Source organism: Methylotenera sp. N17, assembly GCF_000799155.1.
In the GTDB taxonomy this organism is placed as follows: Bacteria; Pseudomonadota; Gammaproteobacteria; order Burkholderiales; family Methylophilaceae; genus Methylophilus.
The window spans coordinates 397,507-419,154 of sequence record NZ_JUGE01000001.1 but is presented as its reverse complement, the minus strand read 5'-3'; the positions used below and the strand labels follow the sequence as shown (position 1 = coordinate 419,154).

The following is a 21,648-nucleotide window of genomic DNA, read 5'->3' as shown; positions in this document are numbered from 1 at the left end:
GTGTTCGCTATGCCGTAAATACAATCAAAGCATGTTGCATAATGTATTTCGCGCTAATTGACGATGGATAACCTATGGCTTACGTATTAAGAAATGATCAAGGCAATATCATTGCCGCCAGTAGCACTGTTCAGGTGGAGACAAATTGGCAATTTCTGGAAAACAAACATCCGGACTATATTGCGTTTATTGAGGCAGAACTCAAACAGCATGCGGCGTTCCGCGAAAGTGATATTCAACTTGCCCGCGTACTAGAGGATTTGATTGAGATTTTGATTGAGCGCAATCTCATACAATTTACTGATTTCCCATCCGCTGCACAAAAACGCTTGAATGACCGTCAATCCATGCGCTCAAAAAATCGGCTGTCTATGATTGTGGAAGACGAGGACGAGATGACGCTGCCCTTGCCTATGCACTTTTAAGCCATTACGGCGTTGGCATGGTTTGTTTAAAACTGGGGCGCTTAATCAACACATTGTAGTGTTTGGCTAAGTTAGGGAATTTATCTTGCCAGGTTTTCCCTTCCCAGCGCAATTGCTTAAAGCGTAAATCAAAGTAAGCCAAGCTACAGCCCAAAGCGATATCCGCTAAGCTAAACGTTTCGTTCACGCACCATTTCTTTTTTAACAAATCCGCATCTAGCACGGCAAGCCCTTGCATCACTTTACTCATTTGCTTATCGATTTGCGTCTGTGATTGTTGCACCTCTGGCTTGCGCTGTTCCATCACAACTGCTACCGCTGCATCACACACGCCATCAGCCAGCGCTTCCCAGCGGCGCACTTTGATTTTGGCAAGATGATCGTGCGGGATGAGTTGTGCCAAGGGTGTGCGGTGATCCAGATATTCCACAATCACGCGTGAGTCGTACAAAGCCTCACCATCATCCAACACCAGCACCGGCACTTTACCCAACGGGTTATGCTGACGCACTGGGCAATCCGGATCGGACAGCACCACCTCGTTCAACGCAATATCCACATGTTTTTCGAGCGCAACGATACGCACTTTACGTGCATACGGGCTATTGACGGTATAAAGAAGTTGCATAAAAGTGATGAATAAATGTAAAGAATGCCCATTATAATAGAATTATGATGACACCGCTTTTTACACAACAGTTTCCCCCGCATTCACCAGAATTTTTACAATTAGTGCATGCACAAGTCACGCTAGCACTGCAAGAAGACATGGGCACAGGAGACTTAACCGCATCGCTCATTCCTGAGCATCAACAAGCACAAGCCACCATTATTGCTAGAGAGTCAGCTGTCGTGTGCGGGCAAGATTGGTTGAATGCCTGCTTTCATCAACTAGACCCGCAAGTCAAGATTGTGTGGCATGTTAAAGAAGGCGAAACGGTGCCTCCTAATAAACTGTTATGCGAAATTTCAGGGCAAGCACGTGCACTGCTCACCGCGGAACGTACCGCACTAAATTTTCTGCAAACGCTGAGTGCCACAGCGACGGCCACGCGGCAATACGTGGATGAGATTCAAGGCTTATCCACCGCAGTACTGGACACGCGCAAAACTATTCCCGGATTACGCTTGGCGCAAAAATATGCAGTGACCATTGGCGGTGGGCTAAACCAACGTTTGGCTTTGTACGATGGCATTTTGATTAAAGAAAACCATATTGCTACGGCGGGCAGCATTAGTGCCGCATTACATAGTGCGTTTAGTCTCCACCCCGGCGTGAGCACCCAAATAGAAGTAGAAAATTTAACGCAGCTAGAAGAGGCATTGCAAGCTGGCGCAAAAAATATTCTGCTGGATAATTTTACCTTGGAGCAAATGCGCGTAGCAGTGCAGCTTAACCAACAACGTGCTGTGTTGGAAGCTTCTGGCAATGTGAGCTTAGCCACAATACGCGCGATTGCAGAAACTGGCGTAGATAGAATTTCGATTGGTAGTTTAACCAAACATATCCGCGCAGTGGACCTAAGTATGCGTATTAAAATGCACTAAATTGCACTTTTTCGTTCATAATAGAATGAATATTTTTTACGACTCACTATGAACACAGTTACTCGTTCACATGCCCCAAAAATCTCCAGTAGACTCAATCTGGGTGAAGTGTTGCGCATGCTGGTTAATGATGGCCATATTGATAAAGTACAAGCGGAAAAGCTGTACAAAGACAGAAAAAAAGACAGCTCTAATCTGCACCCGATTGTGGTGATTGCAGAGCAAAAATGGAAAGATCTCAAGCCGCCACATAAGTCACTCTCGGTAGAGCAATTAAGTCACTTTATTGCGCATCACGCCAAAGTAGATTTTTACCATATTGACCCGCTCAAGTTAGATTTCTCCTCTGCCGCACAAGTCATGTCTAAGGCGTATGCAGAACGCCTAAAAATCATGCCGATTTCTGTCAAAGGCGATACTGCGACCATTGCCACGGCAGATCCTTTCCATGTGGAGTGGATTGCTGATTTAGAGCGTGTGCTCAATTTAAAAATCAAACTGGTGATGGCGAACCCGTTGGAAATCAATCGCTACTTGCCGGAAATTTACAATCTTGCCACCTCTATCAATCAAGCGAACCTTGCCAAGGCTGGCCAAATTGTTGGCGTACAAAACTTTGAGCAACTCATTGAGCTGGGTAAAGATAAAAACTTAGATGCCAACGAGCAACATGTGGTCAACATTGTAGACTGGTTGCTTAAATATGCGTTTGAACAACGTGCCAGTGACATTCATTTAGAGCCTCGCCGCAATGTTGGCACCATGCGTTTCCGTATTGATGGTGTGTTGCATCAAGTCTACCAACTGCCCAGCAACATCATGAACGCGATTACCAGCCGCATTAAGCTGCTGGGGCGGATGGACATGGTAGAAAAACGGCGCCCGCAAGATGGTCGCATCAAGACACTGAGCGGCGATGGCACCGAAATTGAGTTACGGCTTTCCACCATGCCCACGGCATTTGGTGAAAAATTGGTGATGCGGGTATTTACGCCGGACGTGATTGTGCAGGACTTTTTACAGCTTGGCTTCTCCAAAAAACAAGCTGAGCTTTGGGCACAATGGACCAAAGCACCCAACGGCATTATTTTGGTGACAGGGCCAACTGGTTCAGGCAAAACCACCACGCTATATTCCACACTCAAACAGCTCGCCACCCCCGAGGTCAATGTCAGCACGGTAGAAGACCCGATTGAAATGATTGAACCTGCATTTAACCAAATGCAGGTCACGCAAAACATAGGCTTGGGCTTTGCCGAAGGTATCCGCACACTGATGCGGCAAGACCCGGACATTATCATGGTGGGTGAGATTCGCGACCAAGCAACTGCGGACATGGCGATACAAGCTGCGCTGACGGGACACTTGGTGCTCTCCACTTTGCATACCAATGATGCGCCTTCTGCCGTCACCCGTTTGCTGGATTTGGGTGTGCCGTCTTATCTAATTCACTCCAGCATTTTAGGCATTATGGGGCAACGCTTGGTACGTACCCTGTGCCAAGCTTGCAAAGTGCCTACAGAGCTGACCGATGATGAGTGGAAATCGGTCACTTATCCATTCAGGGCCAATAAACCAACCACAGCCATGAAAGCAGTAGGATGCTTAGAATGCCGTAATACAGGTTACCGCGGGCGTAGTGGCATTTATGAAATGTTGACGTTTTCTAACAAAATTAGAAAACTCATCACGCCAGATACCGATTTGGCCGTACTGAGAAACCTTGCCTACCAAGAAGGTATGCAGCCTTTGCTGCTGAATGGTGCGGAAAAAATTGCCGCTGGTTTAACGACGGTAGAAGAAGTGCTGAAAGTTGCGCCACCGATTGAGCAATAATCAATAAACTAACTCGTTGGTAAAAAAGGTAAAAGCCTAATACACATCGCGACGATAGCGGCCAGCCGCAGTCAATGTAGATAATCTCGCCTCACCCAATAATTCAAGCAGCACCCCATGCACGGCTGGTGCCATACCACTGGCGCTACCGCACACGTAAATAGCAGCACCCTCGTTTACCCACTGCAACACGTCAGGCCCTACCATCCTCAATACATCTTGCACATAGACATGCTCACCTTGGTCGCGTGAAAAGGCCGTTTCCACCCTGGCTAATACCCCTTGTTCACGCCAGCGCTCTAATTCGTCTTTAAAGTAAGCGTCGTGCTTGGCATTACGCTCACCAAAAATCAGCCAACTATTACGCTGCCCTGTGTGGGCACGCCACTTTAGATGCGCTCTTAATCCTGCAATCCCGGTACCATTTCCAATTAAAATCAATGGAATGTCATTTGCTGGCGGATGAAAAGCTGCATTCTCGCGTATGCGCACGGCAATATCACTATTCAAAGCTGCATATTCTGTTAGCCAGCCGGAGCCAATACCTAATCGGCCATCAGCGTAATGGGTTTGGCGAATCACAAGTTCCAGGCTGTTATCTTGCGGTATCGATGCAATCGAATACTCACGGTGCGGTAATGTTGTTAACCTCAGCAAGACTGCTTCGGCATCTAAACTGACTAACCCGTCAAAATCAGCAGCATCATGCGGCAGCAATTTGTTTTGTAATGCTTCATTAAAAGTCATACTCCCATCGCCCACACTTATCGCGCCATCTAAACCAAGGCGTTTAAGAAATGTATCGATAGATTTCTGTGCGTTTCGTGGCCCAACTTCTACAATATCACCGGCTTGCCAATGCATGTCTTGCTGCGTAGAAAGTCTTAAATGGTAGACGGGGGCGCCTGCACTGCCTGCATTCAGCAATGTACGCTCAGTTAATTGCCAGTGTTGGTATTCCGGCGTTTTCCAGTCAGCCATTTCCGTGTCTTTTGCCAGCACACTGAGTTGGTATTGCCAATGCCTTAATGCCCCGTCATCGCTTTTGTCTACCTCGACCATATCGAATAAAGGATTAGCATGCGTATGTTGCAACCAAGTATCCAGCGTGTGCCCAAAGCCGCAGAAGTGGGTATAGCTGGTATCCCCTAGCGCTAAAATAGCGTAGGCAAGATGCGTAAGACGCGTATCATCCAGCATTACTTTTTGTAGAAACTCGACAGCATTGTCTGGTGCGTCACCTTCGCCCGTGGTACTGACTACAAACAATACACGCGTGAAGCGTTTGAGCATATCTGTGTTGATTGCTGAAAGCGCGTGTATTTCAACAGCCAACCCTGCCAATCTGAGTGACTCTGCAGTTTTTTGAGCAAGCTGCTCAGCATTGCCAGTCTGGCTGGCATAGGCAACCAGAACGCTACTCTCGTCACCTAGATTTGCGTTCACTTGATTTTTGCTTAGCCGCGCTTGTGCTGCTGTTTTTCTGTATCGCCAGACAATCCATCCACAAAACAGTAGATAAAGCGTAACGACAGCTGCCGCATTCAGAAGATGCGCCATATGAAAACTTTCTGCGTAGGCTAAGCTAGGCAGAAAAAAAGTGAGTCCAACCAACGCATGTTTCATTACAAATTTCATTCCAGCATCGCCATCAATTGAGGAGATAAGTGTTCTTTATCTCCTTCTGGTGTTTGTTCCATCAATAGCGCAGCCACATCATGTTGCTCGGCATAACTTAACGCAGCTTGCGTACCCATCACGGTAAAAGCTGTTGCTAGTGCATCCGCAATCATGCACTGCGCATGCAGCACCGAAACAGACACCAATGCATTCGATGTGCGATTGATTGGGAAACCTGTTCTAGGGTCTATGGTATGGGCGTAATGCTGACCTTGGTAATCGAAATATCGTCGATAGTCACCAGAGGTGGCTACTGCCAACCCATGTAACGCAACAATGGACTCCGAAATCCCTGATGCGGATGGTGACATCTCAAGTGCAACCCACCATGGCTGCCCATCTGGTTTGATACCAGCACCAGATAGCTCTCCGCCGACTTCAATCAAATAATTCTCGATACCCGCAGCCTCTAGTGCTTGGGCGATTAAATCGACACTATAACCTTTTGCAATGCCCGAAAAATCCACATACAGATTTCCCGGTTGCAATACACGCATCCCTGACTGGTCTAGTTGTAACTTTTGCCAACCTGTATGGGCATGCACTGCTTCCACCTCAGCCTGACTAGGCGGAGATATGCGCTGACCATCCGGACCAAATCCCCATAAGTTCACCACTGCACCAATGGTGGGGTCAAATGCGCCGTCGGTATCTGCTGCTATTGTTAATGCACAATCCAGCACTTGAAAAAAAGCGCTGGGCAACGTATGCCAAGTATTGGCACCTGCAGAATTAAACAGGCTCAGGTTAGAGTCTGCTTGCCACGTACTCATTTGCGCCACCACCAAATCAAGCTCACGCTGTATCAATGTTTGAACAACTGTTTGTGATGATTGATCAGGATGGATGTAGCGGATAGTCCATGTAGTACCCATAGACTGTCCGCTGAGTGTGTGCAACGCTCCCGTAGGGAGTTTAGAGGGTAGTGATTGCAGGTTTTGTGGTATTAATACACGACGCATCTGCTTATTGTGGCAGTACTTCCAGCGTAACCACATACGCCAACGTGCGCTCTTTAGCTACTTTGTTCGATACTTTGTTATCTTTGAAATCAGCATCTAACCAGTACATACCAGCTTCCGGTAACGATACTTTCAACTTACCATTTTTATCGGTTTTGTAGGTTTTCTCTTCCGTATTATTTCTATAACGGGACTGAGAGCGAATAATGGCAACTTCCACCCCTTCAGTCGGTTTGCCATCGACCAAGAATGTCAATTCAACTGGCTCACCAGTCACCAAATCATTCGGATGTGTAGCGACCACTAATTCAAGACCTTTGCCCGTTGTCTTTAATGCCGTCGGCTTGCCCACGGTCACAAAGTTTTCCATGCGGCTATCTGTTTCAGATACTTGCAGGTCTTTTGCATCGGTAGGGACTTCTTTTGCCAATGCTTCTGCCGTACCCATAAAACGTTTAGGTTTATTCTCGGCATCTTTCCAACTTGCACGGAAACCAGAACGTAGCAGCTCTAAACGATAAGTACCTTGCTGCTCTAGCTTGGCATCAAATACGGTGCGGAGTTCACCTTTCATCACATTCACAGGCGTCACTTTACTGCCGTCAGGCGCAATAATGTTCAGGGCATCAATCACAAGCGGGCGATGATCGATCATGAATGGAACGCTGGATGTGGCGGCGTCAAACGACACAAACTGTGGTGCAGAAAGTACGGTGCTAGATGGTGCAATCCAAACACCATGTGCATGCGCAACAGAAGCCGTTGCAGCTAGCGCTATAGATACTAGGGTGTATATGTGTTTCATAGCTATGTTCCTCAAAGATGTATATTTAGAAATTAGGGTTTCAGATCCACAATAATATCGCCCAGCTCTTGCTGCCCTGCCGCTTTCACCGTTTCGGCTTTTTTCACCGGCCAAGTAAATGGCACACGGACAATTTCACGGCCACCTTTTTCACGTGCAGACTCCACCGCAATGTTGTATTGGCCGGCAGGTAGATTGGCCAATGGCTCTTTACCTTCCACAAAGGTTAAGGCATGCTCACCCACCGCACGCGTAGCACCTGTGATGCCATCCATAGGCAAAGACTGATCGCGACCACTTTTACGCCACCACTGACGCAAGTCTTTGAGCCATTTATCGCTTTGCTCGCCTTTATCGGTTTTCTTTTGGCTATACCAAACAGCCAAATTCTTTTGAACACTTTGGTCAGGCTTTTCAACCCAAATCGCCACATAAGGACGATGATATTCAGACGTGTTGATTTGAGGCAGCGTCACTTTGACATTAATCTCCCCCGCGCCAGCTTGATTAGCAAACATGCCAGCCACTAAAGCCGGAATCAGTGCAGAAACCCAATTACGCATTTACAAACTCTCCTAATAACTTATTGAATAAACAACTTAATGAATAAATAAAATCACTAACACCAATGGCAAGACAATACCCAACCCAACCAAAGGCCATGTTGATGGACGGTTATTAGCATGCATGCTCAACATGCATAACCCTGTGATACTGAATACGAGCGCGGCAACAGAAAAGACATCTAAGAACCAGCTCCAAGCTGTTCCGGTATTTCTACCTTTATGCAAATCATTCAAATAGGAAACCCAGCCACGTTCGGTAAGCTCATAGTTCACTTCACCACTGGCGCGGTCTATCACCAACCAGGCATCGCCGCCAGGGCGGGGCAATGACAAGTAGACTTCAGCGTCTGACCACTCACCCGGCACATTGGCCAACTCAACGCCGATCGCATTGCTCACCCAATCAGCAGTTGCCTTTGGCAAGACGGCTTTATCACTAGAGGGCGCAGCTTCAATCTGGTTTAACAGCGCTGGAGGCACGGTGGCTGATTTGTTAGAGACTACAGGCACCGATTCGATATGCGTTGCGTTGTTAAGCGTAATCCCCGTAATAGCAAACAGCAACATGCCGACAAGGCATGCAGCTGAGCTGATCCAATGCCAGCGATATAGATGCTTGAGCCAGAACGCCCTATTTTTCTGATGTAATTGATTTTGCATATCTGGCAGATATTGAATACGTTAAGTTTAATGTTACTTGCAATATGGATAACTAAGGCACAAAGCGCTCGCCTGTGCCGGATTGCTACAAATGCAAATGAGAACCAATCTCATTGTATCAGAAAGCAATACGTAAAGTGCTCGCTAGATGTAAAGTTAATTAAAGATTTTATGTGGATTCGAGAGTAACTCTACGCAAAATATCACCGTGAATATCATCCAGTGTTTTACATCCAGAAAGTGCCATGGCAATTTCAAGCTCCTCACGCAACAGGCGGACAAGATGCGCAACACCTAATGCACCAGCGGTTGCAAGGGCATAGATATATGGTCGGCCAATCATGACAGCCGTTGCCCCTAAAGCACGGGCTTTCATGATATCTGTACCGCGACGGATACCTCCATCTACTAGCACAGGCACTGCGCCATTTATAGCTGCGGCAATTACAGGCAATGCAGTTAACGTAGCGGAAACACCATCCAGCACACGGCCACCGTGATTAGAGACAATGATGCCGGCGGCACCTATGGCTACCGCTCTTTTCGCATCGTCAGGATGCAGAATTCCCTTGAATAACACAGGTAACGAGGTCTGTTTAACTAGCCATGCCACATCTTCCCAAGTGGGCGCAACTGTCATCACGCCATCAAATATGGCGCTCTTGCCTTCTGGCACGCTCGGTAACGAAATAGGGGGTACATTGATATTAGCCATCTCAGCTGGTAAAGCAAAACCGGCACGCTGTTCTCGATTACGTGCACCAGAAACAGGTGCATCCACGGTGAGCACCAATGCGCGATAGCCCGCAGCCTCAGCACGTTGGACCAACGCCAATGTTGCATCCCGCCCCCCCTGCCAATACAGTTGAAACCAAAGCAAACCTTGGCTTTGATTCGCAATATTTTCCAACGAGTGAGAGGCTTGGGTTGATATGACGGCAGCGCCCTGCATCACAGCAGCAGCAAGCGTGGTCGCATACTCACCATCAGGGTGGAATAAGCGCTGACTGGCTACCGGCGCAAGAATAATCGGATGCGCTAGCGTCTCGCCAAACAATGTGCAACGCGTATGCCCACCTCGCACATCAGCCAATACGCGCGGCTGAATGTCATAACTAGACCAAGCGTTAAGATTCGCTTTAATCGTATATTCGTCCGCAGCCCCGCCTTGCAGATAGGCCAAAGCCGCGTGGTCAATGTGATCAACAGCCCGCCGCTCATAGTCGGCAACAGACACGATATCCGCAGGAATAGCTTGTAACGGTGCACTTGCCATTAGTCAGCCCATTGCCTGATGAGGTTATGGTAATGGCCTGTTAACGCAACAATTTCTTCTGTATTACCCACTTGACTGCGCAATTTCAACAGCGTCATGTCCAGATTAAACAGCATACTACGCTGCCAAGCATCGCTCACTAGGCTTTGCACCCATAGAAAAGAAGCCACGCGCTCACCAGCAGTAATTTTTTCAACACGATGCAAGCTAGAAGACGGATAAAGAATGGCATCCCCTGCGGCCAATTTCACTTCATGGCTACCATAGGTATCTTCAACAATCAGTTCGCCACCTTCATACTCTTCTGGTTCCGATAAAAATACCGTCACCGAAATATCCGTACGCACACGCAGACCTGTGCGCCTATCCATCTGAATCGCATTATCGACATGATCACCATAGGTATTGCCAACCGCATAACGATTAAACATGGGGGGCAGTATGTGTTGCGGCAAAGCAGCAGAAACGAATAATGGCTGCCGTTCAAGAGCCGTCATAATGGTTTGTGATAGCGCTGCGTAATGTGGGGATTCAGTTGAAAACTGCATGTTATGTTTTGCTTCGGCAGCCAATGGCCCGGCACTACTAGCGCCATCGACCCAAGGTCCCGCATCAAGGGCACGGCGTAGTTCTAGCACTTGCGTTTTGGTAAACACTTCAGGGATATGTAACAGCATAAGTTTCCTGCAATTAACCAATAAAAAAGCCCGCCAGTAAACACTGACGGGCGTTTAGCTTACCTTACTTTATTTAAAATACAAACTCAGCAGTCAGCATGCCAGAACGTGGTAAACCTAAGCGCACGCGTGAACCGCCGTTATTCAAAGTCTCAACATATTCTTTGTCAAAAATGTTGTACACATTGAGGCGCAAGTTAAGGTTCTTATTCACAGCGTAAGCCACCATAGCATCTGCAACAACATAAGATTCGATGTCTGGCGTATTTTGTGTAGCAGCATCTTGCGTAGTCACTAGGCGTTTTTGCTCACCCATGTAACGTGCTCCGCCACCAATAGTAAAGCCACTGAACTGGTATTGCGTCCACAGTGTTGCGCTATAGTCTGGTGTCCAACGTACGGCCGTCGTATCTAAACCCGTATCACTTTGTTGATCTAATGCTTTAGCATTTAACTTAGTAATACCAGCTGACAATTGCCAATATTCTGTCAACTGACCGATTGCCATTAACTCAACACCAGTCACACGCGTTTTACCAATTTGCGCAGCACGTAATTGATCATCAAATGAAGTTTGCTTGTCATTCTCAGTACGGAAAACTGCAGCAGAAACGCTCAATTGGTTATTGAGCAAATCCCATTTAGTACCTATTTCAATGTTGTCTGTTTTTTGCGGATCGAGCGCACCGTTATTTTGGTTATTAGCAGTAGACGTTAACGCAAAGTTTGCACTGCCCGGTGGAGTATATGACGTAGCATAAGACGCATAAATACTACCGTTTGCAGCAGGTTTAAATAACACACCTGTTTTCCAACTCAACAAATCATCAGAAGCATTACCACCTGAAGGAGCGATTGAACCGACTGCATAACCAGGGAATTGTGCTTGGTTAGTTGCAGTTACAATGGTCCCGGCAGACGTTCTAGTATTATAGTGCTCATAGCGCAAACCAGCATTTACTTGCCATTTGTCGGTTAAATCTACTGTATCAAACGCATAAATAGCAGCCGTGGTGGTTTTACCATCTGTATTGGTGCCAGGGATAGCGTAAGGGATACCCAACACATCATTAGCGTTAGGATTGTACAAATTAGCATTTGGGTTGCTGATTGCGGTATAAGCTACGCCGTTAACTGTTTGCGTACTAGTACCAAAACCTTTGCTTTTTTGGTTCTCGTAGATAAATTCCAAACCACCAACAAACGAGTTTTTAAAGCCACCAATATCAAATGCGCTATTCAGGCTAGTTTGATTCACAAGAATTTCGTCATCGCGATCAATACGTTGGCGTGAGCGAGAAATTGTCCAAGTGTTTGGATCTGTGCCTGTAGCAGCAGGCGCAGTTATGGCATTAATACCTGTAACAACGCGATCCACATTCGTTTTACCGTAACGCGTAACATTACGAATCGTCGTATTGCCAGTGAGATCGTGCTCAAACTTTGCGGTAATCATATCTGCATCGACTTTTTCATAATCACGATCGCTACCGTAGTAGTTCTCACGATCCACTTTTCTCTGCAATCCGTTAATACGCTGCGCTTCTAGAGTTTGTGCTGCTGTTGGTGTAGTTGCAGGCGCTGTAACACTAGGCGCTCTGTAAAAGCCATCTCTGCCAACCGTCGGTATACCACCATCAGGGGTATTGTCTTGGCGAACGTGTTGTGAGTATAGATAAAAGCGAGTAGGTGTGCCCAAACCAAAGCCAATGGACGGTGCGATTGAGAAGTTTTGGTTGTCTACTTCATCTCGTTTAGGCACATTGCCATCAGCAGCTAATACATTTAAACGCACAGCAGTGGAGTCGCCAATTGCTTCATTTACATCAAGTGTTGCGCGTTTTCTGTCAGCTGTACCATAACCAATCGTTGCATAGTTTTTGCCGGTAAGCGTTGGTAGTTTGCTGATTAAGTTAATATAACCAGATGCTGCACCACGACCGATATCCGCACCAGATGGGCCTTTGACCACTTCAATTTGCTCTAAGTTGTACACATCACGTGAAACCGCACCCAAATCGCGTATACCATCTAAAAACAATTGGTTTGAAGCATTAAAGCCACGCATAGAGAAAGTATCACCCGCAGAAGTATTGCCGTTCTCACCCAACTGAATTGTGATACCCGGTGTATTGCGCAGTGCATCTGTTAATGAGAAAACACCTTGCTCACGCAATAATTCTTTTTTAATCACTTGCACCGTTTGTGTCGTATCAATCAATGGTTTGGTGAATTTATTATTGGCTGACTCATCAGCTTTAAATGGCACTTCTTTGGCCGCCTTAACACTCACCTCTGGCAATTCTGTGACTTCATCAGCAGCAGTTGCAGCAATAGAGAATGTGGCAGCAACCATGGCGGCGATACGCGCGGAGTTGTGTTTGCGACTACGGATATGACTCATTGTTTCTTCCCTCTGTTTTAAATTGTATCTGGCTGGCTGAGGTCATTCCGTCTGTTGCGGTGTACCGTTGGCTTGCTTGAAAAATGGTGGTTAAAAAAAACTGCAAATATTTAAATGCTTAATGCACACTTAGCGAAAGCATAATAGCCTCGCAACCACATATTCATTTAGACCTTACTGCGCCTCAACACTGTCGCTATTTAGTGGGCTTGCCATTAGAGTGCGATACTGTCTTCATTGGCGAACTTGTTAAACGGTGTAAACTTTGTGTGTTTTGTGTAAAAAACTGGATGAATGATAACCGTTCTCATTTACAATTGCAAGAAATATGTATGATACATACCTAAAATATCCACCATCACTGAATAGCATGTTTAAACGATTAGAAAACCAAACCAAGGCAGCAAAACCTTTACAAAGACCAGCACTCGTACTGATTGCTACACTTTATTGTTTTGCTGGGTATGCGCACGCTGATAGTTCCATTTGGTACAGCAACGGCGACCCGTTAAATACCAAAATCGATGCCCTACCCAAAATACCAGCAGGGTATCAGGCCGACAATGCAACTTGCACTAGCACAGACCTAAGCAAGCCTATTACGCTAACTGAAGTGACCGAAGCGAGTCTTTGCAATAACCCGCAAACCAGTGAGATTTGGGCCAGCGCGCGTGCGCAAGCCGCACAGTTAGGCATTGCAAAATCGGCTTACCTACCTTCATTAAGCGATAACGTTTCCAGCAGCGTAGGTATCTCATCACCTGAGTCCAGCACACGCAGCAATCCTTATCTCAACTTAAGCAATAGCTTGGTTGCTAATTATCTGCTGTACGATTTTGGCAACAGGAATGCAACATTAGAAAACGCACGTCAGCTATTGCTCTCTGCAAGCGCCAGCCAGAGCAGTACCGTACAAAGTGTGCTGCTGGCTTCAACTGTAGCGTTTTATCAGGTACAAGCCAATATTGCTGCACTAGATGCGGCACGCGAGGTGGAGCGTGCCAGTGAAGAAAGTTTCAAAGCAGCAGAAGCACGCTACAAGGCTGGCGTCTCCACCCCTGCGGACAAGCTGCAAGCACAGACTGCTTATGCACAACTTACGCTCGCGCGCATTACCAATGAAGGTAATCTACAGACAGCTTACGGCAGCCTAGCCAATGTCATGGGCTTGCCTGCCAATCAAAAAATTACATTGGCCAGCGGCTTGGTCAATGCGCCACAAAATATTCTTGAAGATGTGAGCACATTGATTGAACAAGCGGGGGCGCGTCGGCCAGATTTGATTGCAAGTGAGGCACAACTCAAAGCAGCGCAAGCAAGTATCGACGCAAGCAAAGCAGCGGCTAAGCCAACCATTTCAGTGTCAATGTCCAATAACCTGCAGGATGGCTCAAGTCTTTCGTCCAGCAATAACTCTACATTGGGCCTCACCGTATCTATTCCTCTATTCAATGGCTATGCACCCACCTACCGTATCCGTGCTGCGGAGGCCACGGCTGACTTGCGTGCTGCACAGCGCGATCGATTGAAGTTACAAATCTCGCTGGATGTGTGGACTGCCTATCAGAATCTGCGGACCTCGCTACAGTCTGTAACCGCTACCGAAGTATTGGTGAGCAGCGCCGAGCAATCTTATCGCGTTGCGTTGGGGCGTTATAAAGCGGGTGTAGGTAATATTATTGATACGCTGAATGCGCAAAGTGCACTTGCCACTGCCCGGCAACAAAAAATTCAGGCGACACTGAATGCCAATATTGCACGTGCCACTTTGGCGCAAGCCATGGGCGCACTTGATAATGCAATGATTCAATCATTGCCTGCAACGAACACTACTCAACTATCTCAATAAATCTCACTTAATTGTACGAACTAAGCGTCTATGAAAATACTTAAGAAAATTATCCCACTTGTCCTGTTACTCGCAATCGCTGCCGGTGCTTATTACTTCTATCAAAAATCGCATCAGGTAAAACCTGAAGATTTATATAGATTAGATGAGGTCACCCGCGGTGATATTGAACAAACAGTTTCAGCCAACGGCACACTTAACCCTGTAAGCTTGGTGAGCGTAGGTACACAAATCTCAGGCATCGTGAGAAAGCTGTATGTAGACTTTAACGATAGAGTAGAGAAAGACCAAATACTGCTTGAGCTCGATAGTGCACTGTTTAACGCGCAAATCACGCAATCACAAAGTAGCGTGCGTAACAATCAAGCCTCCGTTGAGCTGGCTATTGCCAATGAGAAACGAATTCGAGAGTTATACTCACAAGAATTTGTATCCAAACAAGAATTAGACACCGCAGTACAGGTACTCAAATCAGCCAAAGCGCAGCTAGACAGTGCGCGCGGGCTATTGGCACGTGATCAAACCAACCTGAACTTTACGATTATTCGCTCACCTGTTTCAGGCATTGTAGTGAATCGTGTGGTAGATGTTGGACAAACTGTTGCGGCAAGTTTCCAAACGCCAACATTGATTCAAATTGCACAAGATTTAGCAAAAATGCAGATTGATACCAGCTTTGCCGAAGCAGACATTGGCAAAATCAAAGACGGTCAAGCAGTTAAATTTAATGTGGATGCTTTCCCTAACCGTAATTTCGAAGGCACCGTCAAACAAGTACGTTTAAACTCAACCAACACTTCAAATGTGGTCACTTACAACGTGGTCGTATCTGTAGATAATAGTGATTTAACATTGCTGCCTGGCATGACCGCTTATGTGAATATTGCGGTCTCCAAGGCAGAGCAATCACTATTAGTGCCAAATGCGGCATTGCGCTATAAACCAAAAGTTGATGAAAGTGCCAGTGCGAATGGTGACAAAAAACAAGAAGCTGGCCAAGGTGAAGGTAGCAAAGCTGAAGGCAACAGAGCTGAGGGTGGCAGGGCTGAAGGCGGTAAAGGTGGCGAAAGAAGAAGAAATGGCGGCGGCAGGAACAGAAACAAATCCGAAGATTTAAGCGCTGGCAAAATTTATGTGTTAAGAGATGGCAAACCAACACGTGTGAGAGTCAATATTGGTATCACAGATGGCCGCTCTACTGCAATTACTGCGCGCGATTTAGCGGTAGGTGACAAAGTGATTGTCGGCGAATTGCAAGCCAATGGACAACCCCAAGCTGGCGGCAGTATGCGCGCACCAAGAATGTTCTAGGTTAGATAGAGTCGCCATGCAAAAAAGTGTGATTGAAGTTAGTCATCTGTTTAAAGACTATCAAACAGCTGCAGGACCTTTCCCCGTCCTTAAAGATGTCAATTTACGTATTGATAGCGGCGATTATGTCGCCATCATGGGCCCATCAGGCTCGGGTAAATCCACCTTTATGAATATTCTGGGCTGTTTGGATAAACCAACCAAAGGACAATATGTATTAGATGGTCACCCGGTTGCTACCATGGAAGAAAATGCAGTGGCTGGTGTGCGTAATAAAACCATTGGCTTTGTGTTTCAGGGCTTTAATTTGCTGGCACGCTCCAGCTTATTAGATAACGTTGCTTTGCCGTTGGTGTACTCAGGCATCGAAAAACCTGAGCGGCATAGAAGAGCAAAAGTGCTTTTAGAAAAAGTGGGCTTAGGCAAACACATTAACTCGCGTCCCAACCAAATTTCTGGCGGCCAACAACAGCGCGTGGCGATTGCGCGTGCGTTGGTGAATAACCCAAGATTGATTCTTGCCGATGAACCAACAGGTAACTTAGACAGCGTAACCAGTGAAGAAATTATGGCGCTATTTGGCGAGTTAAATAAAGAAGGCATCACCATCGTGTTAGTCACGCATGAAACAGATATTGCTGAACACGCTAAACGCCAAGTGCGATTTCTGGATGGCAAAATTGTCGAAGACACCCTTACAGAGCGCCCTACACCAGATACATTAGACCCACAGGAGATTGATCATGTTTAGCGCCATGTTAGGAGAAGCATGGCACGCCATGGGCGCAAACCGCTTGCGCACTTTTTTAACCATGCTCGGCATGGTGATTGGTGTGGGCGCCGTCGTATTGATGATGGCGATTGGTCAAGGTGCAGAAGCTTCGGTCAAACGTTCCATCAACGCTATGGGTAGCAATCTTTTTGTTGTACTTTCAGGGCCACCCAATATGGGCGGCGCACGTTCAGCCACCGGTAATGCACCTTCGCTTAACGTCAAAGATGCCAATGCCATTGTGGATTTAAGTGGTGTGCTAGGCGTAGCCCCGGTCACTATGGGTAAAGCGCAAATTGTGTTTGGCAGCAACAACTGGAATACCGATATCATCGGTACCACGCCTAGCTATTTGGACGTACGCTCATGGGATTTGACCGATGGCTATGCGTTTTCAGATTCCGACATACGCTCTGCTACACGTGTTGCACTGATTGGTAAAACAGTGGCCGACAATATTTTTGGCGAAGACATTGACCCTGTTGGCAAAACTATTCGTATCAAGCAAAGCCCTTTTGTGGTGCTTGGCGTGCTAAGCAGCAAAGGCCAAACGTTAGATGGCCGCGATCAGGATGACACGATTATTGTGCCACTGACCACTGCGCAACGTAAGTTATTCGGCAATCAATTGCCAGGTAGCGTACGTCAAATCATCGTGCAGGCAGAGTCTGACAAAGCCATGGTCATGGTGGAAGAAGGTCTGAATAGTTTGCTGAATCAGCGTCATAACATACGTGAAGGTGCCGATAGCGATTTCTCAGTGCGAAACCTCACGGCCATTGCCAACTCTGCCGCGGAAACCACGCGCACCATGTCACTACTATTAGGTGCAATCGCCTCAGTCTCATTACTAGTTGGCGGCATCGGCATCATGAATATCATGCTGGTATCGGTAACCGAGCGTACGCGTGAGATTGGCATCCGCATGGCAATTGGCGCACGTCAACGTGACATTTTGATGCAGTTCTTATTAGAAGCGATTGTGATTTCGATTGTCGGCTGTTTGATTGGGATTGCCATTGGTGTGGCGGGTGCCTTACTGGTCAGCACCTTCACGCAAGCTGAGGTGATTGTCTCCAGCAATTCGGTCATCATCGCGTTTAGCGTAGCCGCCAGCATTGGCGTGTTCTTTGGCTTCTATCCAGCCAAAAAAGCTGCGATGCTCAACCCGATTGAAGCGTTACGTTATCAGTAAAGCAGACCAGCGATGCAATAAAAAACCCAGCCATAAGCTGGGTTTTTTTGTTACTACACTACTACTTATATTTCAAAGTTTAATACTTCCAAGTCACTGTTGCTAAGCCACTAAACGGCGCTGCATAAAAGGCTTGTCCAGCATACGCATACCGCATGCTAGATAAATATTTTTCATCAGTGACGTTGTACAGGTTAACTGCTGCGCTCCAATGCTCGTCAATTTTATAATTGGCCATTAAATTAAGCGTTGCATAGCTATCTTGCTCATAGCGCACAGTGCCAATATCCACGTGAGTATCGCTCTGCCAGTTTAAGCTCGCGCCAACTTTCAGGTTTTCAATAGACGGCACTGTGTAAACAGTCGTTACATGAACGAGATGTCTCGGGACAAATGGATTTACATTTTGATCGTGATCGCCCTTAACACTCATCAAACGCGTATAACCAGCATTGATATTTAAGTTATCTGTCAACTCGCCAGACACATCAAACTCATAGCCTTTGGTGGTAGCCTGAATGCCTTCATAGGTTGTGATGGTGCCATTTGTGCCCACAGCCTGAGCTTGATTCTCTTGCTCGGTTCTAAACAGCGCAAATGAGCTATTCAATTTTTTATTGAACCACTCACTCTTAATACCCGCTTCATAGTTTTTGCCTTTTAACGGGGCTAATGGTTTAAGGTTAACGCCTTTTTCCACTTGCGGCTTGTAAATACCTGCGTAGCTCGCATACAAGGAAATTGTGTTACTCAAATCTAAAACAGCCCCAAGGTATGGCGTGAACTTATTGTTTTCCTTAGCAGCTTGGTCTGTGCCATAAGCAACGCCATCTAATTTGTAACTCAGCAAACTACCACCCACAGTCACTTTTAAAGCATCTGTTGGGTTAAGCTTAGCCGCTGTATAGAGATTGGTAGTGGTACTCTGGTAGTCGGAATCTTTACTCTTAGGCCCAAAATTTGGCATCGGAAAATTGCCTAAGTCATCAAAGCTCACCACAGAGATATTACCTATTGTGTCCCCTATGCGTGAGTACTCCTTCATATACGACTTACTCCAGGTAGCGCCCACCACTAGCTCGTGCTTACGGCCTGCTAGCTCAAAAGGTCCATTGGCGTATATATCAGCAACGTGGTCTTTGGTCGCAAAGCTGTAAATGTAAGGGTAGCTTGTATAAGTACCCAAGCCAGTAGCACGGTCTTCGAAACCGTCAATATAGTTATAACGGCCTTCAGATCCCGTATCTTTGTACGTTAATTGCCCTTTCACTTGCCAGTCATTATTAAAATAATGAGTCAACTCGGCAAAGCTCACATTGGTATCCACTTTCATGTAGGCCCAATCTGTCGCTGGGGAATCAGACACTTTGTAATGGCGCTTACTGCCATCGGTGTAGAGCAATGGCAGGCTGCCAAAGTTATTTCCGCTGGAATCATTTTTCTGATAAGTGTGACCAATCGCCACACTGGTGCTATCGCTTAAATCTGCTTCAATGACACCATACACCACATTTCTTTCTGTGCTGTAGCGGTCAAGGTAAGAGTTCCTATTTTGGTACGCGCCTACTAACCGCCCACGCACGCTACCATCAGCATTCAGTGCCGATGAAACATCTGCATCTAAGCGTCTGTTATCCCAAGAACCGGCTGATACATCCACTTTGGCTTGAAAGTCTTTTGTTGCGCGTTTACGTACAAAGTTAATGGTGGCAGAAGGATTACCCGTGCCCGCTACCAAGCCATTGGCACCGCGCAACACTTCAATGCGGTCAAACACAGCCACATCCAAATCACCATAGTTGGTGCCACTAAAGCTAATCGGAGAATTGAGGCCATCTATTTGAAAACTGGTAATGTTCAAACCGCGCGCGGTGTATTCGGTACGGTCAGTTTCAAACTGTTCCACTTTAATACCTGTTGCGTAAGACAAAGCTTCGTTCACTGAGAGGATACGAAAATCATCTAACTCTTGACGGGTGATGACAGAAATGGATTGTGGCGTCTCACGTATCGAGGTATCTAAGCGTGTTGCCGTTGCCGTTGACTTTACGCTATAGGATTTTGTTTTTTCAGATGGCTGATCTGGCTGAACTGCCTTAGATTTCACCTCGACTTCCGGCAGTTCATCTTCCGCATGCGCTAGATAAGGTAATACCGCGATCACTGCGGCAAGGATAATGTGTTGACGCACGGTTTTTCCGCGCAAAGCATGTTGCATTTGATTCCCCTGTAGTTCAAAAAAGTAAGTTTTTTTGGCTGGCTACAGGCGAGAAATGCGTTAGCTGGCTAGTGAATATTTAAGCTGAGTTAATGTCGAATCACATCACGAAAATAATACATATAGACCATGACAATGACGGGTACGCCTAATGCGCCGATGGAAATCAGCTCAAGCACACCGCCTTCTAGTAGCAATGTCACGACCAGACCAACCATCGTCAGCACACCCAAGACGATTGGCCATATAAAGATTTGCATCAAGGTTTTAGCGGGCATATTGAGTTTCTATCTGCGCTTGATTTAGCGTGATGCATAAGCTTCATTAAAGGCGAGGCGCTGTTGTACATCGTGCTGATAATGCGCACGCTTTTTCCACCACAGCACCAAGCCTGTCCACAAAACAACAATCGTAAATAAGTCTAAAATCAACCAAATAATCTTCATCGGCATACCACCGTAATCGCCAAAATGCAGTGGCTGAGAAATCAGTAATGTCGCCAAATACCAAGGCACTTCGCGACTATCCGTCAGCTTGGCGGTTTGCGCATCTATCAATACGGGTTTGAATAAACGTGACGTGACTGGACTATCGCCCCGCATAAACATGCCGTAATGATGCGGACTGGAAAAATCTGTTCCCGGAAAAGCAATAAACCCAAGCCGCATATTAGGCTCACGCGCTTGCGCCGTGTCTACCGCTGCTTGCAAGGATGCATAGTGGGTTGGCGGCGGCAAGCCTTTATAAGGCGCAGTCATGGCAGACATTTGGTCAAACTGCCAATACTTAATCACTAAATCCGCCCACGCATTAATAATGCCTGTGGTGCCGACTACCAGCGCCCATACGAGGGTGACAATCCCTAAAAAGTTGTGTGTATCCAAACGCTTTAATTTGGGCGCGCGGTCTTTACGAATTTGGCCAAATTCCAGCTTGCGCATAAAAGGCGCATATAGCACTACGCCTGAAATAATAGCCACAACGAGTAACACGCCCATCAAGCCTAAGAACAGCATGCCGGGCAAACCGGCAAATAAATCCACATGCAGCTTGAACATCACATACATAAAGCCTTCGTTAAACTTAGGCTCTTGCAATACTTTGGCCGTGCGTGCATCAAGCTTCACAAACTTGGTATCGTCTTCCGAAGTAGCGGTTTTGCCTAGGCTCACCGTCCAACTATTATGTTCATCGATATCGCGAAACACAAACTGCACCACACGACTTGGGTATAACGCCTTGGCATTGGCCAATACATTGTCCATGCTAGCCAATGGTGTGTTGCTTGGCAGTTCTGGCGGGTCGACTTCGTTGCCCAATAAATGACTAATCTCATGACTAAAGATCAAGGGCAACCCAGTCAAACACAGTAACAACATAAATGCCGTGCAGACCAAACTAGACCATTTATGCACCCAAGCCCATGTTTTTAAAGCGTGTATTTGCATTTAATTACTTGTTTAA

The 21,648-nt window shown here is 46.6% G+C and carries 19 protein-coding genes; 7 read left to right on the top strand and 12 right to left on the bottom strand.

The window, feature by feature from the left end; genetic code table 11:
- Positions 1–74: 74 nt before the first annotated feature.
- Positions 75–425: a hypothetical protein gene (locus FG11_RS02105; RefSeq protein ID WP_020183990.1), complete on the top strand. Its 351-nt coding sequence runs from the start codon at positions 75–77 to the stop codon at positions 423–425.
- A 4-nt stretch (positions 426–429) separates the two neighbouring features.
- Here FG11_RS02105 and FG11_RS02100 read toward each other — a convergent pair whose 3' ends face one another.
- Positions 430–1,053: a glutathione S-transferase family protein gene (locus tag FG11_RS02100; protein ID WP_020183989.1), complete on the bottom strand. Its 624-nt coding sequence runs from the start codon at positions 1,051–1,053 to the stop codon at positions 430–432.
- A 44-nt stretch (positions 1,054–1,097) separates the two neighbouring features.
- Here FG11_RS02100 and nadC point away from each other — a divergent pair, with 44 nt between their 5' ends.
- Together nadC and FG11_RS02090 are read left to right on the top strand one after the other, a co-directional pair.
- On the top strand, positions 1,098–1,973 hold the full coding sequence (nadC, locus tag FG11_RS02095; protein ID WP_052184900.1) for a carboxylating nicotinate-nucleotide diphosphorylase: 876 nt from the start codon (positions 1,098–1,100) through the stop codon (positions 1,971–1,973).
- A gap of 48 nt (positions 1,974–2,021) precedes the next feature.
- Positions 2,022–3,809: a GspE/PulE family protein gene (locus tag FG11_RS02090; RefSeq protein ID WP_020183987.1), complete on the top strand. Its 1,788-nt coding sequence runs from the start codon at positions 2,022–2,024 to the stop codon at positions 3,807–3,809.
- Between the two features lie 36 nt (positions 3,810–3,845).
- Here FG11_RS02090 and FG11_RS02085 read toward each other — a convergent pair whose 3' ends face one another.
- The 8 genes from FG11_RS02085 to FG11_RS02050 form a co-directional block, all read right to left on the bottom strand.
- Positions 3,846–5,447 carry a sulfite reductase subunit alpha gene (locus tag FG11_RS02085; RefSeq protein ID WP_081978169.1) on the bottom strand — a complete coding sequence of 534 codons (1,602 nt, stop codon included), beginning with the start codon at positions 5,445–5,447 and terminating at the stop codon, positions 3,846–3,848.
- A complete protein-coding gene (locus FG11_RS02080; RefSeq protein ID WP_047532824.1) occupies positions 5,444–6,451 on the bottom strand; it encodes an FAD:protein FMN transferase in 1,008 nt (335 codons plus the stop codon). Before FG11_RS02080 ends, FG11_RS02085 begins: the two co-directional genes overlap by 4 nt.
- Positions 6,452–6,455: 4 nt before the next feature.
- Positions 6,456–7,256 carry a DUF4198 domain-containing protein gene (locus FG11_RS02075; protein WP_047532822.1) on the bottom strand — a complete coding sequence of 267 codons (801 nt, stop codon included), beginning with the start codon at positions 7,254–7,256 and terminating at the stop codon, positions 6,456–6,458.
- Between the two features lie 32 nt (positions 7,257–7,288).
- Positions 7,289–7,819: a DUF2271 domain-containing protein gene (locus FG11_RS02070; RefSeq protein WP_020183983.1), complete on the bottom strand. Its 531-nt coding sequence runs from the start codon at positions 7,817–7,819 to the stop codon at positions 7,289–7,291.
- 36 nt (positions 7,820–7,855) lie between these two features.
- Positions 7,856–8,482 (bottom strand): PepSY-associated TM helix domain-containing protein, encoded by a 627-nt coding sequence (locus FG11_RS02065; protein WP_047532820.1) that lies wholly within the window; start codon positions 8,480–8,482, stop codon positions 7,856–7,858.
- A 169-nt stretch (positions 8,483–8,651) separates the two neighbouring features.
- Positions 8,652–9,758, bottom strand: coding sequence for an alpha-hydroxy acid oxidase (locus tag FG11_RS02060; RefSeq protein WP_047532819.1), 1,107 nt, complete (start codon positions 9,756–9,758; stop codon positions 8,652–8,654).
- Positions 9,758–10,435 (bottom strand): Fe2+-dependent dioxygenase, encoded by a 678-nt coding sequence (locus FG11_RS02055; RefSeq protein WP_047532818.1) that lies wholly within the window; start codon positions 10,433–10,435, stop codon positions 9,758–9,760. The genes FG11_RS02060 and FG11_RS02055 overlap by 1 nt, the downstream gene beginning before the upstream one ends.
- A gap of 73 nt (positions 10,436–10,508) precedes the next feature.
- Entirely contained in the window at positions 10,509–12,839 is a 2,331-nt protein-coding gene (locus tag FG11_RS02050; RefSeq protein ID WP_047532816.1) for a catecholate siderophore receptor Fiu, read from the bottom strand.
- A gap of 370 nt (positions 12,840–13,209) precedes the next feature.
- Between FG11_RS02050 and FG11_RS02045 the strand changes: the two genes are divergently transcribed.
- Genes FG11_RS02045 through FG11_RS02030 form a run of 4 tightly spaced genes read left to right on the top strand, consistent with a single transcriptional unit; the run spans position 13,210 to position 17,966 of the window.
- Complete coding sequence (locus FG11_RS02045) at positions 13,210–14,688, top strand: TolC family protein (RefSeq protein ID WP_052185062.1); 1,479 nt, start codon at positions 13,210–13,212, stop codon at positions 14,686–14,688.
- A 30-nt stretch (positions 14,689–14,718) separates the two neighbouring features.
- Positions 14,719–15,999, top strand: coding sequence for an efflux RND transporter periplasmic adaptor subunit (locus FG11_RS02040; protein ID WP_020183977.1), 1,281 nt, complete (start codon positions 14,719–14,721; stop codon positions 15,997–15,999).
- A gap of 16 nt (positions 16,000–16,015) precedes the next feature.
- A complete protein-coding gene (locus FG11_RS02035) occupies positions 16,016–16,750 on the top strand; it encodes an ABC transporter ATP-binding protein (RefSeq protein WP_025223872.1) in 735 nt (244 codons plus the stop codon).
- Positions 16,743–17,966 carry an ABC transporter permease gene (locus FG11_RS02030; RefSeq protein WP_020183975.1) on the top strand — a complete coding sequence of 408 codons (1,224 nt, stop codon included), beginning with the start codon at positions 16,743–16,745 and terminating at the stop codon, positions 17,964–17,966. The genes FG11_RS02035 and FG11_RS02030 overlap by 8 nt, the downstream gene beginning before the upstream one ends.
- Positions 17,967–18,045: 79 nt before the next feature.
- Here the strand turns inward: FG11_RS02030 and FG11_RS02025 are convergent, their stop codons facing one another.
- The 3 genes from FG11_RS02025 to FG11_RS02015 all read right to left on the bottom strand — a co-directional run bounded on the left by FG11_RS02025 (position 18,046) and on the right by FG11_RS02015 (position 21,632).
- On the bottom strand, positions 18,046–20,184 hold the full coding sequence (locus FG11_RS02025; protein WP_047532814.1) for a TonB-dependent siderophore receptor: 2,139 nt from the start codon (positions 20,182–20,184) through the stop codon (positions 18,046–18,048).
- 89 nt (positions 20,185–20,273) lie between these two features.
- Entirely contained in the window at positions 20,274–20,462 is a 189-nt protein-coding gene (locus FG11_RS02020; protein WP_020183973.1) for a hypothetical protein, read from the bottom strand.
- 24 nt (positions 20,463–20,486) lie between these two features.
- On the bottom strand, positions 20,487–21,632 hold the full coding sequence (locus tag FG11_RS02015) for a PepSY-associated TM helix domain-containing protein (RefSeq protein ID WP_020183972.1): 1,146 nt from the start codon (positions 21,630–21,632) through the stop codon (positions 20,487–20,489).
- Between the last annotated feature and the right edge of the window lie 16 nt (positions 21,633–21,648).

Coding starts and splice junctions, on each gene's coding strand:
- FG11_RS02105 (WP_020183990.1), top strand. CDS start 75: ATGGCTTACGTATTAAGAAATGATCAAGGCAATATCATTGCCGCCAGT.
- FG11_RS02100 (WP_020183989.1), bottom strand. CDS start 1,053: ATGCAACTTCTTTATACCGTCAATAGCCCGTATGCACGTAAAGTGCGT.
- nadC (WP_052184900.1), top strand. CDS start 1,098: ATGATGACACCGCTTTTTACACAACAGTTTCCCCCGCATTCACCAGAA.
- FG11_RS02090 (WP_020183987.1), top strand. CDS start 2,022: ATGAACACAGTTACTCGTTCACATGCCCCAAAAATCTCCAGTAGACTC.
- FG11_RS02085 (WP_081978169.1), bottom strand. CDS start 5,447: ATGAAATTTGTAATGAAACATGCGTTGGTTGGACTCACTTTTTTTCTG.
- FG11_RS02080 (WP_047532824.1), bottom strand. CDS start 6,451: ATGCGTCGTGTATTAATACCACAAAACCTGCAATCACTACCCTCTAAA.
- FG11_RS02075 (WP_047532822.1), bottom strand. CDS start 7,256: ATGAAACACATATACACCCTAGTATCTATAGCGCTAGCTGCAACGGCT.
- FG11_RS02070 (WP_020183983.1), bottom strand. CDS start 7,819: ATGCGTAATTGGGTTTCTGCACTGATTCCGGCTTTAGTGGCTGGCATG.
- FG11_RS02065 (WP_047532820.1), bottom strand. CDS start 8,482: ATGCAAAATCAATTACATCAGAAAAATAGGGCGTTCTGGCTCAAGCAT.
- FG11_RS02060 (WP_047532819.1), bottom strand. CDS start 9,758: ATGGCAAGTGCACCGTTACAAGCTATTCCTGCGGATATCGTGTCTGTT.
- FG11_RS02055 (WP_047532818.1), bottom strand. CDS start 10,435: ATGCTGTTACATATCCCTGAAGTGTTTACCAAAACGCAAGTGCTAGAA.
- FG11_RS02050 (WP_047532816.1), bottom strand. CDS start 12,839: ATGAGTCATATCCGTAGTCGCAAACACAACTCCGCGCGTATCGCCGCC.
- FG11_RS02045 (WP_052185062.1), top strand. CDS start 13,210: ATGTTTAAACGATTAGAAAACCAAACCAAGGCAGCAAAACCTTTACAA.
- FG11_RS02040 (WP_020183977.1), top strand. CDS start 14,719: ATGAAAATACTTAAGAAAATTATCCCACTTGTCCTGTTACTCGCAATC.
- FG11_RS02035 (WP_025223872.1), top strand. CDS start 16,016: ATGCAAAAAAGTGTGATTGAAGTTAGTCATCTGTTTAAAGACTATCAA.
- FG11_RS02030 (WP_020183975.1), top strand. CDS start 16,743: ATGTTTAGCGCCATGTTAGGAGAAGCATGGCACGCCATGGGCGCAAAC.
- FG11_RS02025 (WP_047532814.1), bottom strand. CDS start 20,184: ATGCAACATGCTTTGCGCGGAAAAACCGTGCGTCAACACATTATCCTT.
- FG11_RS02020 (WP_020183973.1), bottom strand. CDS start 20,462: ATGCCCGCTAAAACCTTGATGCAAATCTTTATATGGCCAATCGTCTTG.
- FG11_RS02015 (WP_020183972.1), bottom strand. CDS start 21,632: ATGCAAATACACGCTTTAAAAACATGGGCTTGGGTGCATAAATGGTCT.